Origin of the sequence: Corynebacterium yonathiae, from assembly GCF_027570195.1 — a bacterium.
Taxonomy (GTDB): Bacteria; Actinomycetota; Actinomycetes; order Mycobacteriales; family Mycobacteriaceae; genus Corynebacterium; species Corynebacterium yonathiae.
Window position 1 is genome coordinate 60,003 of record NZ_JAKMUZ010000003.1, and the last position, 23,300, is coordinate 83,302.

The 23,300-nt window shown below is 61.0% G+C and carries 19 protein-coding genes; 13 read left to right on the plus strand and 6 right to left on the minus strand.

Annotated features, from left to right (window positions below; all coding sequences use genetic code 11):
- Positions 1 to 16 precede the first annotated feature (16 nt).
- Positions 17 to 1,381, plus strand: coding sequence for a DNA repair protein RadA (gene radA / locus L8V22_RS02275; protein ID WP_238802012.1), 1,365 nt, complete (start codon positions 17 to 19; stop codon positions 1,379 to 1,381).
- A 3-nt stretch (positions 1,382 to 1,384) separates the two neighbouring features.
- Here the strand turns inward: radA and L8V22_RS02280 are convergent, their stop codons facing one another.
- Complete coding sequence (locus L8V22_RS02280; RefSeq protein ID WP_238802013.1) at positions 1,385 to 2,083, minus strand: hypothetical protein; 699 nt, start codon at positions 2,081 to 2,083, stop codon at positions 1,385 to 1,387.
- Between the two features lie 64 nt (positions 2,084 to 2,147).
- Entirely contained in the window at positions 2,148 to 2,762 is a 615-nt protein-coding gene (locus tag L8V22_RS02285) for a carbonic anhydrase (protein WP_238802014.1), read from the minus strand.
- Between the two features lie 35 nt (positions 2,763 to 2,797).
- Between L8V22_RS02285 and L8V22_RS02290 the strand changes: the two genes are divergently transcribed.
- On the plus strand, positions 2,798 to 3,658 hold the full coding sequence (locus tag L8V22_RS02290; protein ID WP_238802015.1) for an HhH-GPD family protein: 861 nt from the start codon (positions 2,798 to 2,800) through the stop codon (positions 3,656 to 3,658).
- Between the two features lie 56 nt (positions 3,659 to 3,714).
- On the opposite strand, the gene L8V22_RS02295 is transcribed toward L8V22_RS02290, so the two are convergent.
- Positions 3,715 to 3,885, minus strand: coding sequence for a DUF4236 domain-containing protein (locus L8V22_RS02295; RefSeq protein ID WP_080970400.1), 171 nt, complete (start codon positions 3,883 to 3,885; stop codon positions 3,715 to 3,717).
- 376 nt (positions 3,886 to 4,261) lie between these two features.
- On the opposite strand from L8V22_RS02295, the gene L8V22_RS02300 reads away from it, so the two are divergent.
- Positions 4,262 to 5,155, plus strand: a complete 894-nt coding sequence (locus L8V22_RS02300; protein ID WP_238802016.1) for a lipase family protein — start codon at positions 4,262 to 4,264, stop codon at positions 5,153 to 5,155.
- An 86-nt stretch (positions 5,156 to 5,241) separates the two neighbouring features.
- On the opposite strand, the gene L8V22_RS02305 is transcribed toward L8V22_RS02300, so the two are convergent.
- Positions 5,242 to 8,004, minus strand: coding sequence for an ATP-dependent Clp protease ATP-binding subunit (locus L8V22_RS02305; RefSeq protein WP_238801716.1), 2,763 nt, complete (start codon positions 8,002 to 8,004; stop codon positions 5,242 to 5,244).
- A gap of 222 nt (positions 8,005 to 8,226) precedes the next feature.
- On the opposite strand from L8V22_RS02305, the gene L8V22_RS02310 reads away from it, so the two are divergent.
- On the plus strand, positions 8,227 to 8,757 hold the full coding sequence (locus L8V22_RS02310) for a hypothetical protein (protein WP_269966385.1): 531 nt from the start codon (positions 8,227 to 8,229) through the stop codon (positions 8,755 to 8,757).
- 34 nt (positions 8,758 to 8,791) lie between these two features.
- Complete coding sequence (locus tag L8V22_RS02315; RefSeq protein WP_269966386.1) at positions 8,792 to 9,415, plus strand: hypothetical protein; 624 nt, start codon at positions 8,792 to 8,794, stop codon at positions 9,413 to 9,415.
- A gap of 63 nt (positions 9,416 to 9,478) precedes the next feature.
- Here the strand turns inward: L8V22_RS02315 and L8V22_RS02320 are convergent, their stop codons facing one another.
- Positions 9,479 to 10,900, minus strand: a complete 1,422-nt coding sequence (locus L8V22_RS02320; protein ID WP_238801718.1) for an MDR family MFS transporter — start codon at positions 10,898 to 10,900, stop codon at positions 9,479 to 9,481.
- 113 nt (positions 10,901 to 11,013) lie between these two features.
- Between L8V22_RS02320 and L8V22_RS02325 the strand changes: the two genes are divergently transcribed.
- From L8V22_RS02325 to crtI, 3 genes are read left to right on the plus strand one after another with little or no spacing between them, the layout of a single operon-like run.
- On the plus strand, positions 11,014 to 12,450 hold the full coding sequence (locus L8V22_RS02325) for a GuaB1 family IMP dehydrogenase-related protein (protein ID WP_238801719.1): 1,437 nt from the start codon (positions 11,014 to 11,016) through the stop codon (positions 12,448 to 12,450).
- Between the two features lie 25 nt (positions 12,451 to 12,475).
- Entirely contained in the window at positions 12,476 to 13,342 is an 867-nt protein-coding gene (locus L8V22_RS02330; RefSeq protein WP_238801720.1) for a phytoene/squalene synthase family protein, read from the plus strand.
- A 10-nt stretch (positions 13,343 to 13,352) separates the two neighbouring features.
- Entirely contained in the window at positions 13,353 to 14,882 is a 1,530-nt protein-coding gene (gene crtI / locus L8V22_RS02335) for a phytoene desaturase family protein (RefSeq protein WP_238801721.1), read from the plus strand.
- Positions 14,883 to 14,963: 81 nt separating this feature from the next.
- On the opposite strand, the gene lysS is transcribed toward crtI, so the two are convergent.
- Positions 14,964 to 16,541, minus strand: coding sequence for a lysine--tRNA ligase (gene lysS / locus L8V22_RS02340; protein WP_238801722.1), 1,578 nt, complete (start codon positions 16,539 to 16,541; stop codon positions 14,964 to 14,966).
- Positions 16,542 to 16,731: 190 nt separating this feature from the next.
- Between lysS and L8V22_RS02345 the strand changes: the two genes are divergently transcribed.
- The 5 genes from L8V22_RS02345 to L8V22_RS02365 all read left to right on the plus strand — a co-directional run bounded on the left by L8V22_RS02345 (position 16,732) and on the right by L8V22_RS02365 (position 23,293).
- The gene (locus tag L8V22_RS02345) at positions 16,732 to 18,834 is read left to right on the plus strand and encodes a PhoX family protein (protein WP_238801723.1); all 2,103 of its coding nucleotides are present in this window, start codon (positions 16,732 to 16,734) and stop codon (positions 18,832 to 18,834) included.
- Positions 18,835 to 19,059: 225 nt separating this feature from the next.
- Positions 19,060 to 20,766 (plus strand): carbon starvation CstA family protein, encoded by a 1,707-nt coding sequence (locus tag L8V22_RS02350; protein ID WP_238801724.1) that lies wholly within the window; start codon positions 19,060 to 19,062, stop codon positions 20,764 to 20,766.
- A complete protein-coding gene (locus L8V22_RS02355) occupies positions 20,756 to 21,013 on the plus strand; it encodes a cory-CC-star protein (protein WP_238801725.1) in 258 nt (85 codons plus the stop codon). The genes L8V22_RS02350 and L8V22_RS02355 overlap by 11 nt, the downstream gene beginning before the upstream one ends.
- The gene (locus L8V22_RS02360) at positions 21,004 to 21,945 is read left to right on the plus strand and encodes an ArsA family ATPase (protein WP_238801726.1); all 942 of its coding nucleotides are present in this window, start codon (positions 21,004 to 21,006) and stop codon (positions 21,943 to 21,945) included. The genes L8V22_RS02355 and L8V22_RS02360 overlap by 10 nt, the downstream gene beginning before the upstream one ends.
- Before the next feature lie 49 nt (positions 21,946 to 21,994).
- Positions 21,995 to 23,293, plus strand: a complete 1,299-nt coding sequence (locus L8V22_RS02365) for a C1 family peptidase (protein WP_238801727.1) — start codon at positions 21,995 to 21,997, stop codon at positions 23,291 to 23,293.
- The last annotated feature ends 7 nt before the right edge of the window (positions 23,294 to 23,300 follow it).

Consider the following 23,300-nt stretch of genomic DNA (forward strand, 5'->3'; position numbering starts at 1 on the left):
TTTTAGGCTAGAAACCATGGCCAAGAAATCTCGCCCCATCCACACCTGTTCCGAATGCGGCTATGTCTCGCCAAAGTGGCTCGGACGGTGCCCAGACTGCGGGTCGTGGGGCACGTTGGAGGAAAAGGCACCGGCGGTGGTGGCGGGACCGGGGGCGTCGGCAAGCAAGGGCGTAGCACCGGCAAGCCCGGCGCAGCCAATTACCAAGATTGGAGCGCAAGCGACGAAGACGGTGCGCACTGGTATCGGCGAACTAGATCGCGTGCTGGGCACCGGCATCGTGCCCGGCTCAGTGGTGCTCATGGCCGGCGAACCCGGCGTGGGTAAATCCACGCTACTGCTGGAAGTAGCCTCGCGGTGGGCACAGCTCGGCCGCACCGTGCTCTATGCGACGGCCGAGGAATCCGCCGGCCAAGTAAGATCGCGCGCCGAGCGCACCGGCGCGCTGCAGGAAAAGCTGTACTTGGCGGCCGAGTCCAACCTGGATGCGGTCTTTGGCCATGTAGATAAGCTCCAGCCCAGCCTCATTATCGTCGATTCGGTACAAACCATGCACGCCGTGGGCGTGGAAGGCGTATCGGGCGGCGTGGCACAATCACGCGCGGTGACGGCCGCGCTGACCTCGCTGGCGAAGTCCACCGGCATACCGGTGCTGCTGGTGGGCCATGTCACGAAAGACGGGAACGTGGCCGGGCCGCGCGTGCTCGAGCACCTTGTCGATGTCGTTTTAAACTTCGAAGGCGACCGCCAATCCAGCCTCCGCATGCTGCGCGGCATCAAAAACCGCTTTGGCGCCACCGATGAGGTGGGATGCTTTGAGCAGACGGCCGGCGGCATTCGAGAGGTGGCGGATCCCTCGGGGCTCTTCCTTTCGCACCGAGGCACGACGCCGGATGGTTCGGCGGTCACTGTCGCAATGGACGGCGTGCGGCCGATCCTGGCGGAGGTGCAGGCGCTGACGGTGGACCCAGTGGCAAAGAACCCGCGGCGCGTGGTTACTGGCCTAGACTCCAACCGCGTACCGATGGTGCTCGCCGTGCTGCAGGCGCGCGCCGGCCAGCGCACCAATGATAAAGATGCCTACGTCGCCACGGTCGGCGGCATGCGAATTACGGAAACCGCGACGGATCTGGCCGTCGCGCTGGCGACGTGGTCTTCGTTGCATGAGCAGCCACTGCCAGCCAAGACGGTAGTCATTGGCGAGGTGGGCCTGGCCGGCGAGTTGCGGCCGGTGCCAAATGTGGAGCGGCGCTTAATGGAAGCCGCGCGGCTGGGCTACAAGAACGCCATTGTCCCGCGCGGGGATATCGAGCCAGTCGACGGCATGCGCGTGCACCAAGCCGGGACGCTGGGACAGGCTATCGCCGCGGTGGCGGGTTAGCGCCTAGCGCAGCGTGAAGTCCTGTGGCGGGGAGGAGTTATCGCCGATGACCGTATGGGCGAAATAGGCACCCGGTTCGGCCGCGGGGCGGTCGGTGCATTCGCCTGGCTTAGAGGCTTGGCGGGACCATTCGGCCTCGAATTTTATGTCCTTGCCGGCCGGGAAGGTCTGCGAGCCGGTCTGCACGGAAGCGTAGCAATCCGTATCGGACCACACGCGCTCATTATCGGCCATCTTGTAGACCTCGAAGCGCAGCAGGTTCTTGTCTAGGTCGATTTTGCAGTCTGCGGCCGTGGGGTTGGTAACCGTCATGAAGAACTTCGGCAGCTCGCCCTCCGGCACGGAGTAGTTCAACATGGAGGTGCGCACCTGGAGGTCCGCGAGATCACAGGTTTTCTTCGCCGCCTCGGAGCTTGCGGCCGGCGAGCTAGATGGCTCTCTTTCGGCAGACTTGCTTTCCGAGGCCCCCTCGGCCGACGCCTCCGACTCCGAGGAGACCTCGGAGGTTTCCGGCGCGGCCGAAGATGAGGTCTGCTCCGGTGTAGGCGCGGGTGCGGCGGTATCGGCCGACTTATCACTATTTCCCCCGAAGGCGGCCACAGCCGCCCAGATCAGCACCACGGCCAACACGAGCACGATGATGAGCGCCGCCACGCGGCGGCGCTTGTAGATCTCTTCAGGTAGGGGCTTTTTCTGCGTCACGCTGTCAATTTTAAGCGGTGGGCACGGGCCGGTGCGCTAAGCCCGTGCCGCGTGTCTGGCCGGGTTATTTCACCCCGAGGGCCTGCAGGGTCTCTACGCTGGAATCTTCCAGCAGGTAGCGCGCGCCGATAACACCCAAAGCGCCCTCGTCTAGCAGGCGGCGTACGTTGGGCACGCTGGTGACTAGTTGGGCGACGGTCTGGCGAGTGTGTTCCCGTTCGACGTCGTCAGTCGTGGCTGTCCGGCCCGCCACAAGTGCAGAGGCGGCCACCTTCTCGATGATGGGGCGCTGCAGGCCGGTGGGCAGCTCGCCGCCCGACACAAAACTGGTAGCCGCGCCCACCGCACCGCAAGATTGGTGGCCGAGTACCACCAGCAGGTTGGGCTTTAAGGCGGCGAGGGCATAGTCGAGGGAGGCTAGGACGGCGTCGTCAAGAATGTGGCCTGCGGTGCGGATGACAAAGGCATCGCCGAAGCCGATATTGAAGACGTGCTCGATAGGGGCGCGGGAATCGGAGCAGGAAATGACCACCACGCGGGGATCCTGGCCGTGGGTTAGGCCCTCGCGGTTATAAATCTCGCGCACGTCGACGGTCTTGCCGTCCAATACGCGCTGATTTCCCGCCTGGAGGGCCTCCCATACGGCCTGCGGTTCGTGGGCAATATTACGTAAAGGCATAGGCCACATTCTAATGCCTTAGACTATCTCCCACGATGGATTCGCAAGCTCTTCTTTCCTGGTTCGATGCCAATGAACGAGACCTGCCGTGGCGCCGGCCTGGCACGAGCGCTTGGGGCGTGCTGCTCAGTGAGGTCATGAGCCAGCAGACCCCAGTCGCCCGCGTGGCTCCGGTGTGGGAGGAATGGATGCGGCGCTGGCCCACCCCGGCAGATTTTGCCCAGGCCACTCGAGCGGAGGTGCTGCGTGCTTGGGGCAAGCTGGGCTACCCACGGCGCGCGCTGCGCCTGTGGGAGTGCGCGGCCGCCATTGGCGCAGGCGAGGTACCGGCGGACGTCGATGAATTGTTGCGCCTGCCTGGCATTGGGGATTACACCGCGCGCGCTGTGGCCTGTTTTCACTTCGGGGTAAACGTACCGGTGGTCGATACCAATGTGCGCCGGGTTTATGCCCGGGCGGAGGATGGCAAATTCTTGGCGCCGCAGCCGTCGAAGCGGGAGCTGGCGGCCGTGGCAGAGCTTTTGCCGGCCGAGAATGGGCCGCGCTTCTCGGCCGCACTCATGGAGTTGGGCGCGCTGGTATGCACGGCGAAGAATCCCGCCTGCGAGCAGTGTCCGCTGCGCGAGAGCTGTGCATGGCAGTTGGCGGGTCGGCCGCAGCCGAGTGCGGAGGAGCAGGCGCGGGCGAAAAAGCGGGTACAGAAGTTTGTCGGCACGGACCGGCAGGTGCGCGGCAAGATTTTGGATGTGCTGCGCGCAGCGGAGGGGCCGGTTCCGCAGTCCGAGATTGATGTGGTCTGGCCCGATGCGGCACAGCGCTCCCGCGCGTTAGCTTCACTGCTTGCCGACGGCCTCGCCGAACAAAACAACGCCGGCCTATTCCACCTACCCATTTAGGCGACTAATAATGGCCGGCTATATTCGCAGGTCGCGATCCTGTGGGTGTGATCTGTCTAACGCCAACGTCCACGGAAATTGAAACCACCGGGCAGATTCACCCACATGCCGCCGCGAGAATTGAAGGTGACCGGTCCTACCTTGGTAGACATCGACGCGCCGGAGCCGGAAACATTGATCCAGCTATTCTTGCCGGTCTTTTTCCTAGAACGATACTGAAGTCCCATAGGCATATATTTTAGCAATTCCGCCTCCACCGTTCCTACTACCCAGTAGGTTTTTGATATGGAAAAGATTTGCATCAGACTTTTAGCCGTTTGTTCGCTCATCCTCGGTTCCCTGCTAGTTCCACCTGCAGCGCAGGCTGCGGTAACTTCGACCCGTCCATCGCCGCACGTACTCGACGGGGCCGGCCGCGGACAAGTATTCACCTAGTACACCACCACGGATGGCGGCCAGTCGATTCAGGCCTCGGCAACGTTGTACGAGCCCAATGCGCCGTGGCGCGGTAAAGGCGAACGCCCCACCATCATCTTTGCGTCCGACCCCCGCGGCGCTGGCGAGCAATGCGCACCATCGCGGGCAGGCATGGGCCTAGGCTAGGTGGGGCTCAGCAAGGTCGGCTCCCCCACCATCAATGCTAATTACGAGTACGGCTTCTACATGGGTACTCTCCACCATGGCGCCCGGGTGATCGTCGCGGATCTCATCGGCTTGGGCATGCCCGGCCACCACACCTATGTCAATCACATTGAGGAAGCGCACGCCATGCTCGATGCCGCCCGCTCCGGCTTGGAGCTGGCCCACGCTCCGAAGGACGCCCCTATCGGCTTTGCGGGCTACTCGCAAGGCGGCGGCGCCTCGCTTGCCGCGGCGGAGTTTGCCGATTCCTATGCACCTGAGCTCAACGTGGTCGGCACCTACTCCGGCGCCCCGCCGGCTGACCTACCCAAGGTAATGAAAGCTATCGGCGGGTCTTCCATCGTCCACGTGCTGGGATACGCCATCAATGGCTTTGCTGAGCGCGACCCTAAGTTCCGCGATGCGGTACTAGAAGAATTCAATCCTCGCGGCATCGACTTCTTGCGTTCGGCGGCCACCAGTTGTACGGGTGAATCCATCCTCATGTGTGGTTTTAGCAGTACCCGCCAGCTCACCCGCACCGGGGAATCGCTATCCGAGCTGGTAGAGCGCAAGCCCATCTTCAAAGAAACCTTGCTGCGGCAGAACCAAGGCAAGCACCCGCTGAAGGGGCCGGCCATGATCGCTAGCTCGCCACATGATGACCTCATTCCACACGAGCAGATCCGTGCAGCCGCTGGGGCGTATTGCCAGATGGGAGGAACAGTGGTCTTCATAGCCGCACCCGGCACCGCAACGATTCCAGGCGCAGGCGCCGACCACGCTTTACCGCTGTATATCAACATCCCGGTGGGCTTGAAGTATCTCTTTGACCGCTTCGACGGGAAACCGGCACCATCCAATTGTGCGGGCTAAGGATCCCGAGCATAAGAAAACTGCACACAAAGAAAACCACCCAGCTTCACAGAAAGCGAGAAGCTGGGTGGTCTTAATTTTCCGGTTTACATCGGCTGGCCGGCGCCTGCTGGTGGCGGGTTGTGGCCGTCGTCATCGGAATCGGAGTTGGACTCTAGGTCAGTACCGGCGGCGGTGGAACCGCCGTCGCCTGGGACATCGGGGGTGATGGGGTCAGGCTCACTGGAGTCGGTGGACTCGACGTCGTTGTCGCGTACCTCGGCGTCGTCAAGCTGAGGCTCCTCGGTATCCTCCGGCAGAGGCTTCGGGCGTGGGCTGAAGGTGAACTTCGCACCGGTATTGTCCTTAGACTCGCCGTCCCAGCCCTCGACGTCGACGGTGATGATCTCACCGGCACCAATCTCGCCGTAGAGGATCTTCTCAGAGAGCTGGTCCTCGATCTCGCGCTGAATGGTGCGACGCAGCGGGCGAGCACCCAAGACTGGGTCAAAGCCCCGCTTTGCCAGCAGGTCCTTGGCCTTCTGCGTGAGCTCGATGCCCATGTCCCGCTCGTCCAGCTGCTTGGCCACGCGGCCGATGAGCAGCTCGACCATCTCCACGATCTGCTCCTGGGTGAGCTGGTGGAAGACAACGATGTCATCGATACGGTTCAAGAACTCCGGGCGGAAGTGCTTCTTCAGCTCGTCGTTGACCTTCTGCTTCATCCGGTCGTACTGGGCGTCCGCGTCGTTTTCGGAGGCCCCGGTAAAGCCCAAGCCCACCGGCTTCGAGATATCCTGCGTGCCCAAGTTCGAAGTGAAGATGAGGACGGTGTTTTTGAAGTCAACGACGCGTCCCTGGCCGTCAGTCAGTCGACCGTCTTCCAGCACCTGCAGGAGGGTGTTGTAAATCTCCTTGTGGGCCTTCTCGATCTCATCGAAAAGCACGACGGAGAACGGCTTACGGCGGACCTTCTCGGTCAGCTGGCCGCCCTCTTCGTAGCCCACGTATCCCGGAGGGGCGCCGAAGAGACGAGAAGCGGTGAAGCGGTCGTGGAACTCACCCATATCGATCTGGATGAGGTCATCATCCGAACCGAAGAGGAAGTTAGCCAGAGACTTCGATAGCTCGGTCTTACCCACACCGGACGGGCCGGCGAAGATGAAGGAGCCGGATGGACGGCGCGGGTCCTTGAGACCTGCACGGGTGCGACGGATGGCGCGGGAGACGGACTTGACCGCCTCGTCCTGGCCAATGATGCGCTTGTGCAGTTCTTCTTCCATGTTGAGCAGACGGTTGGATTCCTTCTCCGTCAGCTTCAGCACAGGAATACCGGTCCAGTGCGCCAGAACCTCTGCAATCTGGTCTTCGCCTACCTCGGCGATTTCCTCAAGGTCACCGGAGCGCCACTGCTTTTCCTTTTCCGCGCGCTCCTCGCCCAGCTTGCGTTCCTTATCGCGCAGGCCGGCTGCCTTTTCAAAGTCTTGCGCATCGATGGCCGCTTCCTTTTCCTTGCGGACTTCCGCGATGCGGTCATCAACCTCGCGCAGGCCCTTCGGAGCCGTCAAGCGCTTGATACGCATGCGGGCACCGGCCTCATCAAGAAGGTCGACGGCCTTATCCGGCAAGAAGCGGTCATTGATGTAGCGATCCGAGAGGGAAGCTGCGGCGTGCAGCGCTTCGTCAGTGTAGGACACGCGGTGGTGTGCTTCGTACTTATCGCGTAGGCCCTTCAAAATGAGGAAGGTGTCATCCAGGGAAGGTTCGTCGACCTTCACCGGCTGGAAACGGCGCTCCAAGGCGGCATCCTTCTCGATGTGCTTGCGGTATTCCTCAAGGGTCGTAGCACCAATCGTCTGCAGCTCGCCACGGGCCAGCTTGGGCTTGAGCAGCGAGGCTGCGTCAATGGCGCCTTCGGCCGCACCAGCACCGACTAGGGTATGGATCTCATCGATGAACAAGATGATGTCGCCCCGCTGGTTAATCTCCTTGAGCACCTTCTTCAGGCGCTCCTCAAAGTCACCGCGGTAGCGAGAGCCGGCTACCAACGAGCCCAAGTCCAGCGAGTAAAGCTGTTTATCCTTGAGGGTCTCCGGAACCTTACCGTTGACGATATCGAGCGCCAGGCCCTCGACCACGGCGGTCTTACCAACGCCCGGCTCACCAATGAGGACCGGGTTATTCTTCGTGCGGCGAGACAGCACCTGCATGATGCGCTCCACCTCGGACTCACGGCCAACGACCGGATCCAGCTTGCCATCCTTGGCAGCCTGGGTGAGGTTGCGGCCAAACTGGTCAAGCACCAGGGAATTGGAACGCTCGCCGGAACCGCCGGAGCCACCGCGGCCACCCGCGCCGGCGCCAGCACCAGCGCCCGCACCGACCGGACCGGAGCCCTGACCATTGGAGGAACCGCCCTCCTGCTGGCCACCTTCATAGCCGGATAGCAGCTGGATAACCTGCTGGCGTACGCGTGGCAGATCGGCGCCGAGCTTGGTCAGCACCTGGGCAGCGACGCCGTCCCCCTCGCGAATGAGACCCAGCAGCAAGAACTCAGTACCGATGTACTTGTGTCCCATCTGCAGGCCCTCACGCAGCGAGAGCTCCAAGACCTTCTTGGCGCGTGGGGTAAAGGGGATGTGGCCGGTGTGCGGCTGGCTGCCCTGGCCGATGATTTCCTCGACCTCTCGGCGAACATCCTCCAGGGAGATACCCATGGATTCCAGCGCCTTGGCGGCCACGCCTTCGCCTTCATGGATAAGGCCGAGCAGAATGTGCTCGGTGCCGATGTAATTGTGGTTAAGCATGCGTGCTTCTTCCTGCGCCAAGACGATGACGCGGCGAGCACGATCGGTAAACCTCTCGAACATGATTCCCCTATACTTTCGCTTCTAATGTGGTACCCACTCTAACGCGGCAATCAACCGATAATTTCCGGTTTTGACCCCAGAAGCCCGCAACACCGCCAGAATTCGCCATATTCGCAGCTCACACGGGTGTACGCCGGTAGCGAACAGGGGCATGTGCATGTAATCTAGAATCGTTTTATTGTTCCCTGCCCCTCGTTTGCACTGTTTAAGGAAATCTCCACCGTGCCCCAACTTCCTGAGTTCTTTACCACCCAACACAACCTGCACGAATTGGCAGTAGTGGAGGAAGCTTCTTCCTCCACGCTCTTCGCTGTGGAAGACGGAGCCACGCACCAGACGTTGAGCGTGGAGATTTTCGCCCCAGGAATTACCGGCATGGTGGAAAAGTCCACCGCATTACATGGATTGCACCACCCAGCTATCGCACCGCTGGTAGGCACGGGCACTACCGCAGACGGACAAGAGTTCATTGTGCGCGAAGGGTTTGTCGGCACCCAGCTTTCGCAAGTACCCAATAATCTCAGCCCCGCAGACGCGGCGGAGATCTTCGGCCCCCTGGCCGGTGCGGTGGACTTTTTGGTCTCTCGCAAGCAGGCAGACTTTGCGGTCCATGGGCTGAGGGAGGCCCGGGTAGGCGTCGACAAGCACCGGCAGCTTTCGGTGCTGACCGCAGCCGGCCCGCCCCCCCGAGTCGCACGGCAATGCGGTAGAGGCATTCGAGCAACTTGTCGCGCGCAAGTGCCCGGAATATAAAGCCACTGGCACGGCGGACAGCGCCAAGGATGTGGTGGCTCAGCTGCGCCCGCAGCGGGAGTTTGATACCGCGCAGATCCCGCGCGTGCAAGCCCCAGAACCGCGCCCCCAGCAGCAATTCGCCCCGCCACAGCCACAGGCGATGGTCCAGCCGATGGTGCAGCAGCCCATGGCGCCCGAGCAGAAGAAGGGCAAGGGCGGCCTCATTGCGCTGATCACTGTGCTGGCTGTGGTTGCGATTGCTGCTGCCGCCGCGCTGTGGTTCTTCCTGTCTTACCCCAGCTGGAATGACAAGGAGCAAAACCTCGCGGATGCGTATCCGGACTTAGTGGGGTCCCGCAGCGGCCAGGACGGCTTCGATGGGGCGGAATGTTCCTCGCGCGAGCCGGAGTCTGGCCAGGAGGCCAAAATTACCTGCGCGGGCGATGGGTTCAGCTATATCGTGACCTACTACCCCAGCGTGGAGGAGCGCGATGCCATGCTTCCCGACGCCGAACCGGTCGAGCTTTCCAATGACCAGTGCACCATCCAAAGCTATGAGACCACCGCGGATGTTCCTACCTACGTCATGGCCGTAGAAGGAACGCAATCGGCATTTTTGGTGTGGGGCGATAAGGCTGAAGAAGGGCGGCTGAACCTGCCGCTGTGTGCCTCCTAAATCGCACCCTAAAATCTAAGGCCCGCAGGCTTTGCGCTGCGGGCCTTTCTTCTGCTCCGGAATCTAGTCCGCGGATGGCACGCGCTTGAGGAATGGGGCAAGCACGACAACCACCAGCGACAGCGCGCCGGCGAAAAGGAAGGCCCAATGTGCACCGTGGGCGGTAGCGGTGGCTTCATTCATACCTTGAGTCACACCGGACTTGGTCCCGCGGGCTAGGAAGGTCATCAAAATGGCGGTACCGGCCGCACCCGCCAGCTGCTGCAAAGTATTAAGGATGGCGGAGCCGTGCGAGTAGAGCTCGTCTGGCAGGGAGGCTAGGGACGTCGTCATCAGCGGCGTCATCATGAGCGCAATGCCGAGGGCAAAGAGGATGTGCATGCCAATGACCATCCATACCGCGCTCTCTTCACTGAGGAGAGTCATCAACCACGTGCCTGCAGCAAGGAGCAGGGCACCGGGGATCATGAGAGGACGGGGCCCATGGATGTCATAGAGGCGGCCGACCAGCGGCGAAATGCCACCTTGGAGCAAACCGCCGGGCATGACGACGAGCCCGGTAACCAGGGAACTTACCGCCAGCGAGGTCTGCAGGTAGATGGGCAGGATATTGACCACGCCGAGCAAAAGCCCGAACATGAGCAGCATGCCAAGTACCGCCACGGTGAAGTTGGGAACTGTAAACGGGCGCATATCCAATAGGGCGCGGTTGTCTTTGGCTAGGCGCAGCTGGCGGCGGGTAAAGATGACCAAAGCCACGAGGCCTGCCACGAGAACGATGATGTCTATGAGGCCATCGCCCTCCAGCATGTTTTCTAGGGACGATACAGCATAGACCAACCCGCCGAAAGCGATGACGGACAAGATAACGGAAGGGAAATCCAGCGGGGTATCGCGCTTATCTCCCACATTGACCAGACGGAAGTAGCCGGCGGCGCAGATGCCGCCAAGCATCGGCACCATAGTCCAAAAGATGACGTGCCAGCTGGACATGCTCAAAACGAGACCACCCACCGTAGGGCCGAGCGCTGGGGCCACGGAAATGACCACGGAGATAATTCCCATGACACTGCCGCGACGCTGCGGCGGGACGAGAGTCATCGCCACCGTCATCAGGGTGGGGATCATCAGTGCGGTGCCGGCAGCCTGGAACACGCGTCCCGCCAGCAGCACGCCGAAGGCAGGGGCGAGTGCCGCTAGCACCGTGCCGGCAAGGAATACGCCCGAAGAGGCCAGGAAGATCTGCCGGGTGGTGAACTTATCCATGAGAAAGCCAGTGGTCGGGATGACCACGCCCATGGTGAGCAAGAAACCGGTAAGCAGCCACTGGGCAGAGGTAGCGGGGATGCCAAAATCCGCCATGATGGTAGGCAGCGCCACCGAAAGGGCGGTTTCGTTCAAGATCATCACCATCGCGCCAAGGACGAGAATGGTGAGGTTGATCTTTACCTCTGCGGAAATGCGGGAATCTGGGTTCTGAGACACCCAGACAGGATACTGAGTTCGCGGGTACGGAGAAAGTCGAGGAGTATAATCTTAGTGTCTTCTTCCGCGCGGTGAGCCCGCGCTACCCGAGTACGAAGTGAGGTAAACCCCCAGTGCGTTTTCTCAATGATTCCCGCCCGCCGTACGAATTGACCTACTCCGATGTTTTCATGGTGCCCAGCCACTCCGAGGTGGGATCGCGCCAGTCGGTGGATCTCACTACTGAGGACGGCACTGGAAATACCATCCCGATCATCGTGTCCAATATGACCGCCGTCGCCGGTCGCCGCATGGCCGAAACCATAGCCCGGCGCGGCGGGCTGACCATCCTGCCACAGGATCTCTCCCTGGAAGCGGCCGCAGAGACCATTGCCTCTGTGAAGGCAGCGGACTTGGTCTATGACACCCCAATTACCGTGAAGCCGCACCACACCGTGGGCTATACCAACAACCTTTTGCATAAGCGTGCCCACGGCGCCGCCATCGTGGTCGACGGGGACATGCCCATCGGCATCATCACGCCGAAGGATCTGCGCGGGCAGGATAATTTCACCGCCGTTGGACAATTAATGACCACGGATCTGGTGACGTTGCCGGTGGGCATTGACCCGCAGGAGGCCTTCACCAAGCTGCGCAAGACCTCCCGCAAACTAGCCCCGGTGGTCAACGCGGATGGCACCCTGGCCGGAATCCTCACCAGGAAGGGGGCGGTAAGGGCGAAGATGTATAAGCCGGGCGTCGACAAGCAGGGCCGGCTGCACATTGGTGCTGCGGTGGGGATCAACGGCGATGTGGAAGGCCGCGCCCGCGCCCTGGCGGAAGCCGGTGCTGACGTCCTGGTCATCGATACCGCGCACGGCCACCAAGCCAGCATGCTCACCGCGCTGCGCAAGGTAAAAGCACTGGATCTGGGGCTTCCCATTGCTGCCGGCAATATCGTCACGGCCGAGGGTGTACGTGAGCTGGCGGCGGCCGGCGCGGACATCATCAAAGTCGGTGTGGGCCCAGGCGCTATGTGCACCACCCGCATGCAAACCGGTGTGGGCCGCCCGCAATTCTCAGCCGTCCTGGAGTGCGCTGCGGCAGCCCGCGAGGTTGGCGCCCACGTCTGGGCCGATGGCGGCGTGCGAGACCCGCGCGATGTCGCCCTTGCACTGGCCGCAGGTGCCTCCAATGTCATGATCGGCTCCTGGTTCGCCGGCACGTTTGAATCTCCAGGTGACCTGCACAAGGGCGCCGATGGCGCGTTTTATAAGGAATCGTTCGGTATGGCCTCGCGCCGGGCGGTGCGCGGCCGCAACTCCGATACCGAGGCATTTGAGCGCGCCCGCCGCGAGATGTTTGAAGAAGGTATTTCTACCTCTCGCATCTACCTCGACCCCGAGCACGGCGGAGTAGAGCACTTGGTAGACCGGATTGTCTCTGGTGTGCGTTCCTCATGTACTTACGCCGGCGCGGATTCCTTGGCGACGTTCCACGAGCGCGCCACCGTAGGAGTGCAGTCCGCTGCGGGCTTTGCTGAGGGGCAGCCACACGCCACGAATCGTTAATAGGCTGCATGCTACGTTGACAGATATGTTGACTCGCTATGACCAAGCGGCCTCCCGCGCGGCCGCGCAGGTTATGGGGCAGTACTCCACCAGCTTCTCCCTGGCCACGCGGCTTTTGCGCGGACGGGTGCGCGCCGATATCCGCCACCTGTACGCGGTGGTGCGCATTGCTGATGAGCTTGTCGACGGCGCCGCCGCCCAAGCCCACACCAATCCCGCCACCGCGCTGGATGCCTACGAGCAAACTATCCTGGCCGCACCGCAGCAGCGCCTGCACACTGATCCTGTGGTACATGCTTATGCCATCACTGCTCGTCGCTGTGACTTCCAGCGCGAGCACCTTGCTGCTTTCTTTAACTCTATGCGCGCGGACCTTAACCATCGCGCATATTCCCCGTCGGAGCTGCAGGACTATATCTACGGCTCAGCGGAAGTTATCGGGCTTTTGTGTCTACAGATTTTCTTAGCTGAGGAAAACGTCTCCGCTACCGACCGCACAGCCATGGAACGCGGTGCCCGCGCGCTGGGTTCGGCATTCCAGAAGATAAACTTCCTGCGTGACTTGGGCGAGGATAGCTCCATTTTAGGCCGCACCTATTTTCAGCAGGCCCCATCCGGCCGGATTGATGAAGCCACCAAATCCGCGCTCATTGCGGAGATCCGCCAGGAGCTCGCAACCGCCGCGCTCACCATCGACTTGCTGCCGGCCTCCACGCGGGTGGGCGTGAGCGCGGCGGCGGATATCTTTGCCGAGCTCACCAATCGCCTCGCTGCGACGCCAGCTACGGACCTAGCTACCGCACGGGTATCCGTACCGAATCACACCAAGGCTTGGCTTGCGGCCCGCGCCGCGCGCCGCCGCGGCCGCACCCCGCACCCAAACTGGGATTAAGGAGAACCCCATGCACGCCGTTGTCATTGGAGCCGGCATCGCCGGTCTCGCCACCGCCGCCTTGCTTGGCCGCGAGGGTTACTCGGTCACCGTTGTGGACTCGCTGGATGAGGTGGGCGGGCGCGCCGGCAGCTATGAGGAAGCCGGCTTCCGCTGGGATACTGGCCCGTCCTGGTACCTCATGCCCGAAGCTTTCGACCATTTCTTTGCGCTGTGCGGCACCTCCACTGAGGTGGAGTTGGACCTAGTGGACCTCTCCCCCGCCTACCGCGTGTTCCACGGCGACTCCCTAATAAACGTGCACTCCGGTATCGAGGAAGTCACCGCGCTATTCGAGTCCGTGGAGCCCGGCGCGGGAGAAAAGGTTCGCCAATACTTGGCGCAAGCCAGCGATACCTATGACATGGCGCTCAAGCACTTCCTCTACACCACCTTCTCCGCGCCGCTCAACCTGGTCCACCGCGATATTCGCACCCGGATTTCTCGCCTCGTAGCACTGCTTATGACGAGCCTGAAGCAGCATGTGGGCCGGACCTTTTCCGATGCCCGCCTGTGCCAGATTCTGAGTTACCCGGCGGTCTTTTTATCCTCCGAGCCGGCCGCAGCTCCGGCGCTGTATTCCCTGATGAGCCACACCGACCTGGTGGAGGGAGTGCGCTACCCGCAGGGTGGTTTCGCCGCCGTGGTCCAGGCCATTTACCGGCAAGCGAAGAAATTTGGCGCCACCTTCCGTTTGGGCGAGGAGGTTACCTCCATCAAGGTCTCTAATCGGCAGGTAACGGGCGTGCGCACGAGCAAAGGCGCCATCCACGCCGATATCGTGGTCTCCGCGGCGGACTTGCACCACACCGAGACCCAGCTTTTGCCGCCGCAGCTGCGCACCTACCCGGAGCGCTACTGGGGCCGACGCAATCCGGGCCTGGGTACCGTGCTCATCTTGGCCGGGGTGAAGGGCGAGCTGCCCGAGCTGGCACACCATACGTTGCTCTTTAGCAAGGACTGGGATCCGGATTTCCGCGCCGTTTATTCCGGCCCAGAGTCCTCTCGGCCGTTGGGAGCCTCCGAGTCCATCTATGTGTCCAAGACCTCCGCCACCGACCCGAACGTAGCCCCCGCGGGCCACGAAAATCTCTTCATTCTGGTGCCGGTGCCGGCCGCGGAGGCACCAGGGTTTGGCAATGCCTATCACGCAGAGGAGTCCGATCGCGTTGCTGCGATTGCCGACGCCGCCCTCAACCGCATCGCAGCCGCGGCCGGGGTGCCGGATTTGCGAGAGAGGGTCGTCGTCAAGCGCACGCTCGGCCCGGCCGATTTTGCCGAGCGCTACCATGCCTGGTCGGCCGGCTCCATCGGCCCGGCGCACACGCTGCGGCAGTCGGCGTTTTTGCGCGGGCGCAATGCCTCGCGCAAGGTAGCAGGTCTCTACTATGCGGGGGCTACCACCGTGCCGGGCGTCGGCGTGCCAATGTGCCTGATTTCGGCCGAGAACATCATTAAGCGCCTGCGAGGTGATAAATCCGCCGGCCCACTGAGCCGTTGAACTACTGCTCCGCTGAGCCGCACAGAAAACGGCAAGCCGCCAGCCTCGCGCGCTGACGGCCAAGCGAGAGGACGCTAGGTGCTACTTCTGCTCAGGTTTGACCAACGGGAAGAGCACGGTCTCACGGATGCCTAAGCCGGTCAAGGCCATAAGCAGACGGTCCATGCCCATGCCCGTACCGGCTGTAGGCGGCATGCCCTGCTCCATAGCGGCGAGGAAGTCCTCATCCAGCACCATGGCCTCGTCATCGCCACCGGCGGCTAGGCGAGCCTGGTCCTCAAAACGCTCGCGCTGAATAACTGGGTCCACCAGCTCGGAATAACCGGTAGCCAGCTCGAAACCGCGCACGTAGAGGTCCCACTTCTCAGTCACGCCCGGCTCGGACCGGTGCTGGCGGGTCAACGGGGAGGTCTCAACTGGGAAGTTCTTGACAAAGATAGGGCCTTCCAGCTGGTCCTCGCACAGGACCTCCCAGATTTCCTCCACCAGCTTGCCGTGGCCCCAGCCACCGTCCTTCGGGACATCAAGGCCGATGACGTCTGCAATGCCCTTGAGCGTCTCGACGTCGGTATCGATGGTGACCTCCGGCTGGCCCGGGAACTTGCGCTGCAGGGCCTCATTCAGGGAGGGGTACATCTCGATCTCCGGCCATTCTTCGCCGCCGAAGTCAAACTCAGTGCCATCGGCAAGGGTGACGGTGGTCGAGCCGAAGACATCGCGGGCAACAGCCTGGATGGACTCGCGCGTCATGCGGGCACAATCATTGTAGTCGCCCCACGCTGCGTAGGTCTCCAGCATGGCAAACTCTGGCGAGTGGGAGCGGTCAACACCCTCATTGCGGAAGTTGCGGTTGATTTCAAAGACACGGTCAATGCCGCCCACGACGGCGCGCTTCAAATACAGCTCTGGAGCAATGCGCAGGTAAAGGTCAATATCCAGCGCATTGGAATGGGTAATAAACGGGCGAGCGGCTGCACCACCGTGCAAGGTTTGCAGCATCGGGGTCTCAATCTCTACGAAATCCTGGCTTTCCAGGTAGTTGCGTAGCGCGCGCATGACCTTGACGCGGACCATGGCGTTCTTGCGGGCATCTTCGCGGATAATGAGGTCGTTATATCGCTGGCGCACGCGAGTATCTTCTGCCATATCGGCAAAGGACACCGGCAGAGGGCGCAGGGACTTAGCGGCCATGGTCCACTCGGAGACCATGATGGACAGCTCGCCGCGGCGCGAGGAAATCACGCGGCCGCGCACGGAGATGAAATCGCCCAAGTCAACGTCGGACTTCCAGGCGTCGAGGCGCTCCTTGCCCACCTCCGCGAGGGACAGCATGGCCTGCACCTGGGTTCCGTCACCATCCTGCAAGGTGGCAAAGCACAGCTTGCCGGTATTGCGCATAAAAATAAGGCGACCGGCAATGGCGTGGGTGACCTCGGTTTCCTCACCAGCGGCCAGGTAGGTTACGCCTTCTTCGTTGCCTGGCTCTTCGCCTTCCGCCACTACGCGGAAATCATGGCGCAGATCCTTTAAGGAGATGGTGCGCTCAACGGTTACCGGGTAGGCCTCTACGCCGGATTCCAGCAGGCGATCGCGCTTCTCGCGACGGATGCGCAGCTGCTCAGGGACATCGTTTACTTCATTATTCTTCTGCTCGCTCACGTTAGCCTAGGGTAGTCGATCCCCACCGCAGCACGCGATTTAGCCCACGCCACCCTGACCCGGGAAAAGTTTTACTCATAATTCACTTCACTGTCACCTCGGGGTCAACGCACAGTTACAAAGATTGTCTTTTATATATGGCTGTCCCCGTGTCTAAACAATTTCTTCGACTATCTTTGGAGCAGTACTAATGGCGCTTAAAGGCCGCAACCTTCTCTCTAGTCTCTTTGCATCTTCCCGTTCTAGCCTTACCTGCACCTACAAGTGCGGTAATGCTTGCTTTGGTGAGTGTGAGAACAAGTCCGATAACCCGTACTTTGGTGACCAGCTCTCCCGCCGTACCGCCCTGCGTGCGGGCAGCCTGTCCGTCGTAACCGTCGGCGGTGGCGCCGCCCTAGCGGCCTGCTCCAACCCGGATGATGCCTCCAACGAGGCTTCTTCTTCCGAGGGCAAGGGCGGCAAGACCTCTGAGGCGAACGTTGAGCTTACTTCTGCAGAGGGCATGAAGTTCGACCCAGTGCAGCCAAACGAAAAGGACGAAGTAGTCATCCCGGATGGCTACGAGCAGTCCGTGCTCATCGCTTGGGGTGACCCGCTGTTTAAGGACGCACCGGAATTCGATGACAAGAATCAGACCGCCGAGGCGGCTGAGAAGCAGTTCGGCTTCAACAATGACTTTGCGGGCCTTATCGAGCACCCGGACGATGACAACCGCCTTATCTACGTCTGCTCCCACGAGTACACCACCGAGCCGCAGATGTTCCCCAACTACGATGCGGATAACCCGACCGAAGAGCAGGCCAAGATTGGCTGGGCTGGTCACGGTCACTCCATCGTGGAAGTATCCAAGGTTGGCAACACCGGTGAGCTCAAGCGCGAGTTCGGTCCGCTCAATCGTCGCATCACTGCCACCACCGAATTCACCCTGGTCGGCCCCGCAGCCGGCTCCGACTATGTCAAGACCTCCGCCGATAAGACCGGCAAGAAGGTCAAGGGCACCCTGAATAACTGCTCCGGCGGTATCACCCCGTGGAACACCATGCTCTCTGGCGAAGAGAACTTTGACCAGTACTTTGCACACGCCAAGCTGGATGACAAGAAGGCACAGGAGTCTCTGGAGCGCTTCGGCATGGAAGACGGCGAGTCCCAGCGCAAGTGGGAGCGCTTTGATAAGCGTTTCGACGTCTCCAAGGAGCCGAACGAGCCGAACCGCTTCGGCTGGATCGTAGAAATCAACCCGCTGGATCCGAAGTCCACTCCGGTCAAGCACACCGCACTGGGCCGCTTCAAGCACGAAGCAGGCAATATTCACATCGCTTCTGATGGCACCGTTGTGTGCTATTCCGGTGATGACTCCCGCTTCGAGTACATCTACAAGTTCATCTCCACCAAGAAGTACAAAGAGGGAGATATCGAGCACAACCTCACCATCTTGGACCACGGCACCCTGTACGTGGCCAAGGTAGAGGGCAACTCCCCAGCCGACGAGATTGACGGCTCCGGCGTACTGCCAGAAGATGGCGCTTTTGATGGCAAGGGTGAATGGATCAAGCTGCTGACCTCCGATACGGAAAACAATAAGTTTGAGTCCCATGTCGATGGCATGTCCGCGGAAGAGGTTGCTGTCTACACCCGTGAGGCCGCCGATAAGGTGGGCGCGACCAAGATGGACCGCCCTGAGGATATGCAGGTTCACCCAGACTCCGAAAAGGTCTACGTGTCCCTGACCAACAATAAATACCGCGGCGCTACCGGAGAGAACGCCAAGAAGAACAAGGAAGAGCCGATGGAGTGGGCTCCTATCAAGGAGAACAAGAACGGCCTGGTCATGGAAATTGAAGATGACCACGCTGGCGAGAAGTTCACCTGGAACCTCTTCCTGGTCTGTGGTGACCCGAAGGAGGCTAATACCTACTTCGGTGGCTTTGACAAGGAGAAGGTATCCCCGATTTCCTGCCCGGATAACCTGGCCTTCGATAACCACGGCAACCTATGGATCTCCACGGACGGCAACGCCCTTGAGTCCAACGATGGACTCTACGCCGTGACCACTGAGGGCGATACCCGCGGTGAGCTCAAGTGCTTCCTTACCGTTCCGGCAGGCGCCGAAACCTGTGGCCCCATCGTCACCGATGAGCGCGTCATGGTCAACGTCCAGCACCCAGGTGAAACTGATGACGCCACCTTTGAAAAGCAAACCTCCCACTGGCCAGAGGGCGGCAAGTCCACCCCTCGCCCGGCAGTGGTTGTGGTGTGGAAGAAGGACGGCAATATCGGCGTCGATAAGAAGTAAGCACTGCAGAGTTTAAGCCCCTAACGCGCGGCCCTTGTTTCTACTCGAGCAAGGGTCGCGCTTTCGTCTCTCCACGGCGGGCTGCTCTATTAGCTGTGCTGCAAGCAGCTTTAAATATAAATCCACCCACAGCTCTCCCCCGCGGGCAAATTCATATGTGAGTTATGGCATACTATTCGCACCTGTGATACACGCCACCCACTCGCCTCCGAGGAGACGCACACCATGAACTCTCTTGCCCTCGCCATCATCGGCATTGCGATGATGGGTGCCGGCTACCTGCTCTACTCCAAGTTCCTGGGAAAGAGCATTTTCCGGCTATCTCCGAACTACTCCACCCCGGCCCACACCATGGAAGACGGCGTGGACTATGTTCCCACCAATAAATACGTCTTGTGGGGACACCACTTCACCTCCGTGGCGGGCGCCGCTCCCATCATTGGTCCGGCTGTAGCCGTCATCTGGGGTTGGGTACCGGCTTTCCTTTGGGTAACCATCGGCACCGTCTTCTTTGCTGGCATGCACGATCTCGGTGCACTGTGGGCCTCGCAGCGTCACAGGGGCCAATCCATCGGCACCTTGTCTGGGCGCTACATAGGCAAGCGCGGCCGCAACCTCTTTCTCATCGTCATCTTCCTGCTGCTTTTGATGGTAAACACCGCCTTCGCCGTGGTAATTTCAAACCTGCTGGTATCCACTCCCACGGCCGTAATCCCCACGTGGGGAGCCATCGTTGTCGCACTGCTCATCGGTCAGGCCATCTACCGCTTCAACTGGAACCTGCCGCTAGTCTCCATCGTCGGCGTTGTCGCGCTCTACGCGCTAATGATCCTCGGCGATCGCGTCCCTGTCGTCCTGCCGGACACCGTCCTGGGCATCCCCGCAAATGGCGTATGGATAATCTTGCTATTCATCTACGCCTTTATCGCATCTATGCTGCCCGTGTGGGTGCTACTGCAGCCGCGCGATTACATCAACGGCCTACAGCTTTTTGTGGGCCTGGGCATCTTGTACTGTTCCTTCCTCATTACCCGGCCGGATATTGCGGCACCGGCGCTGCGCGATACCGTGCCGGAGGGCACCCCAGGTATTTTCCCGTTGCTCTTTGTCACCATCGCCTGCGGCGCTATCTCCGGCTTCCACGGTGTGGTGGCCTCCGGTACCTCCTCCAAGCAGATTGATAAGGAAACCGATGTACGCTTTGTCGGCTACTTCGGCGCTGTGGGCGAGGGTTTGCTCGCGCTGGGCACCATCATCGCTACTACCGCCGGCTTCAAGACCGCCGCGCAGTGGGAAGAGATCTATTCCGAATGGAATGCCGGCGGCGTGGAGGCCTTTGTGCAAGGCGGCGGCGCACTCATGAATGAGGGCATGGGGATTCCCACTTCCCTCTCCGGCACCATCTTGGCCACCATGGCCGTTCTCTTTGCCGCGACCACCATGGACTCGGGCGTGCGCCTGCAGCGCCTCGTGGTGCAAGAAATTGGAGAAATCATGGGAGTACGCATCAAGGCCATAGTGTCCACCATCATTGCGGTGGGCCTAGCCTTCGGCCTAACCTTCTCCGCCGGTGCGGATGGCTCGGGCGGCATGACCATTTGGCCACTATTTGGCACCACCAACCAGCTCATGGCGGGTCTTGCTTTGGCCATCGTGGTAGTCATCCTTACCCACCTGCGCCGGCCGACGTGGCCGGTTATCATCCCGCTCATCTTCGTTACCGCCATGTCCCTCTGGGCTGCGCTACTGCAGCTAAAGTCCCTGTTCATCAACCAGAACTGGCTACTATTCTGCATGGACGTCATCATCGTAGTAGCTGCCATCTGGGTGATTGTAGAAGCCGTTGGCGCTATCTCCCGCGCCCGCAAGCAGGCCCCGCTGGAGTGGTCTGATGAAGACGTTGACGCCCCGCTGCCTGAACATGCTCGATAAGCTAAGAGCCCTCGCGACTGGGCTCAACGAGTTCTACCAGGCCCCGTACCGCGCCAGCTTCGCCAAGGCCCAGCAGCAGGAAGACGATCTCTTCCTGATGCTGGTTGCCTCGGAGGCACTTGGCATCCCCAACCCAGCCAGCTACTACACTCTGGAGCTTTTACCGCTGGTCTATGAGGATTTCCACGCCTGGCATACCCGCATGGGAATGGATCGATCCCCGCTGGAGAATTTCCAATGTTGCTAGAGACCGCCCCCATCATGTTCTTCGGTGGCAAGGGCGGGGTGGGTAAAACCACCTTGGCTACTGCTACCGCACTGCGCCTATCTCATGCCCACCGCGTCTGCCTGGTCTCTACGGATCCGGCGCATAACCTGGGGCATATCTTTGGCACTTCGCTTGGCGACGCCCCTACTTCCCTCACCCCTACCCTCTCCGCCATCGAAATTGACCCGGCGCGCACCACGGAGCAGCACCTAGCGCAGGTGGGAAAATCAATGCGCCGCTTCATGCCCGAGCATTTACACGGCGAGGTCACCAAGCACCTCGACTTGGCCAGGCAGTCGCCGGGCACGCAAGAGGCGGCGCTGCTGGAGCGCATCGCAGCACTCGTCGTGGAAGAACCTGACTTCGATTATCTCATCTTCGATACCGCCCCTTCCGGGCACACTTCACGGCTCATGGCCCTGCCAGAAATCATGGCGGCCTACACCGATGGGTTACTCTTTCGGCGCGAAAAATCCGATAAATTCGGCTCGCTGGTGCGCGGGATGTCACAAGGCAGCGGCGCAGAGAATGATCCTGTTGACCGGCGTAACCAAGAAATTCGCGCGACCTTATTCCAGCGTCGCGAACGCTTTGCTCAACTGCGCGCCGCACTCACCTCCCCGCGCACGGTCTTCCATATCGTGCTCACCGCCGAACGCCTGCCCGTGCTGGAATCGGCGGAATTTCACGCAGACCTCACCGAAAATGGCGTGCACGTGGGTTCCATGCTGGTTAACCGGCGCACCCCTGCGAACCAAGGAGAGTTCCTTGCCGCCCGGCGCGCTGCTGAAGATGAGGCACTCGCGCTTTTGCGCGCCAAGCTCCCAGATACCCCGGTGCGCGAGGTTCCGTGGCTGCCGGAGGAAGTAGGGATTCCGGGGGTCGTCGGCAAGCTGGCGGCACATCTCTAGCTCCACCCGCCCGCGCTGCTGTGGGCCCGGGTCTGCTAAAACCGAAACTATGACTTTGCTCACCACAGAATTTCTATCCCACTTGCGCACGGAGGCTGCGGCCGATTCACGGCTGCGCATCGCGCGCAACGCCATCACCAATGTCGGGGCTGCCAAGGCAGCCTTGGACCGCGACCGCATTACCGCCCTGTACCCCACCACCGAGGTCAAGCTGGATAGCTTGGATGTCTCGGACCAGAAACGCTCGGGCCGTTGCTGGATGTTTGCGGCATTGAACGTTTTCCGCCACCGTGCAGCCAAGGCGCTCAACGTAGATAGCTTCGAGTTTTCCTTTACCTACCTGCAATACTTTGACAAGCTGGAGCGCGCCAACCTGGTGCTTAACCAGTTACTGGATAAAAAGGACGCCGGCTGGGATGACCGCACCGTCGCCGCAGTCTTAGACCACGCCGGGGCCGATGGCGGCTGGTGGTGCTTCTTTAGCAACCTAGTGTCCAAGTACGGCGTGGTGCCTGCCGAGGTCATGCCGGAGGTACGTTCTTCTGGCAATACCGCGGAAATGAACCGCGATCTTGCCACGGTGGTGCGTCGCGCCGCCGCGCTAGATGGCCCGCGCGAGGACATCCTTGCTCAGGCGCGCAAGGATTTCCACCGCATCCTCGCCATCCACCTAGGCACCCCGCCGGAAGAATTTACCTGGGCGTATCGCACCAAGGACGAGCAATTCGTGCGCCTGCACTCTACTCCGCGCGAATTTGCAGATAAGTACCTGCCGAAGCTGGACGAGTACGTGGTGCTGGCCGATGACCCCCGCTCCGCCAACCCCAAGCATCGCGTATTTAGCAGCGCCGAAGAGACCAATGTACTGGGCGGCGCACCGCAGGAGTACCTCAACGTCAGCGCGGCCGAATTGAAAGAGACCGCCCAGCGCAGCTTGGCCGCCGGTGAGCCGGTGTGGTTTAGCTGCGATGTTAACCGCCAATTCTCATTCCTTAACGGCGTATGGGACGAAGGCTTAGTGGATACCGATGGCCTCTACGGCATTGATTCCACCATGACTAAGGAGGAGCGTTTTACCTCCGGCGAGACCGCACCTACCCACGCGATGGTGCTCACCGGTGTTGATGGGGACCGAGCTTGGCGCGTCGAGAACTCCTGGGGCTCCAAGCCACCACGCAAGGAAGACGGCGAGGATGTGCCGGGCAAAGGGTTTGCCACGATGGCCGATGCCTGGTTTGACCAGAACATCTTCCATATCGCCGTGCGCAAGGAGCACCTGAGCGAGGAGCTCGCCCAGGCGCTAACCACCGAACCGATTGAGCTTCCCCTTTGGGACCGGATGAACTAAGGAGAAT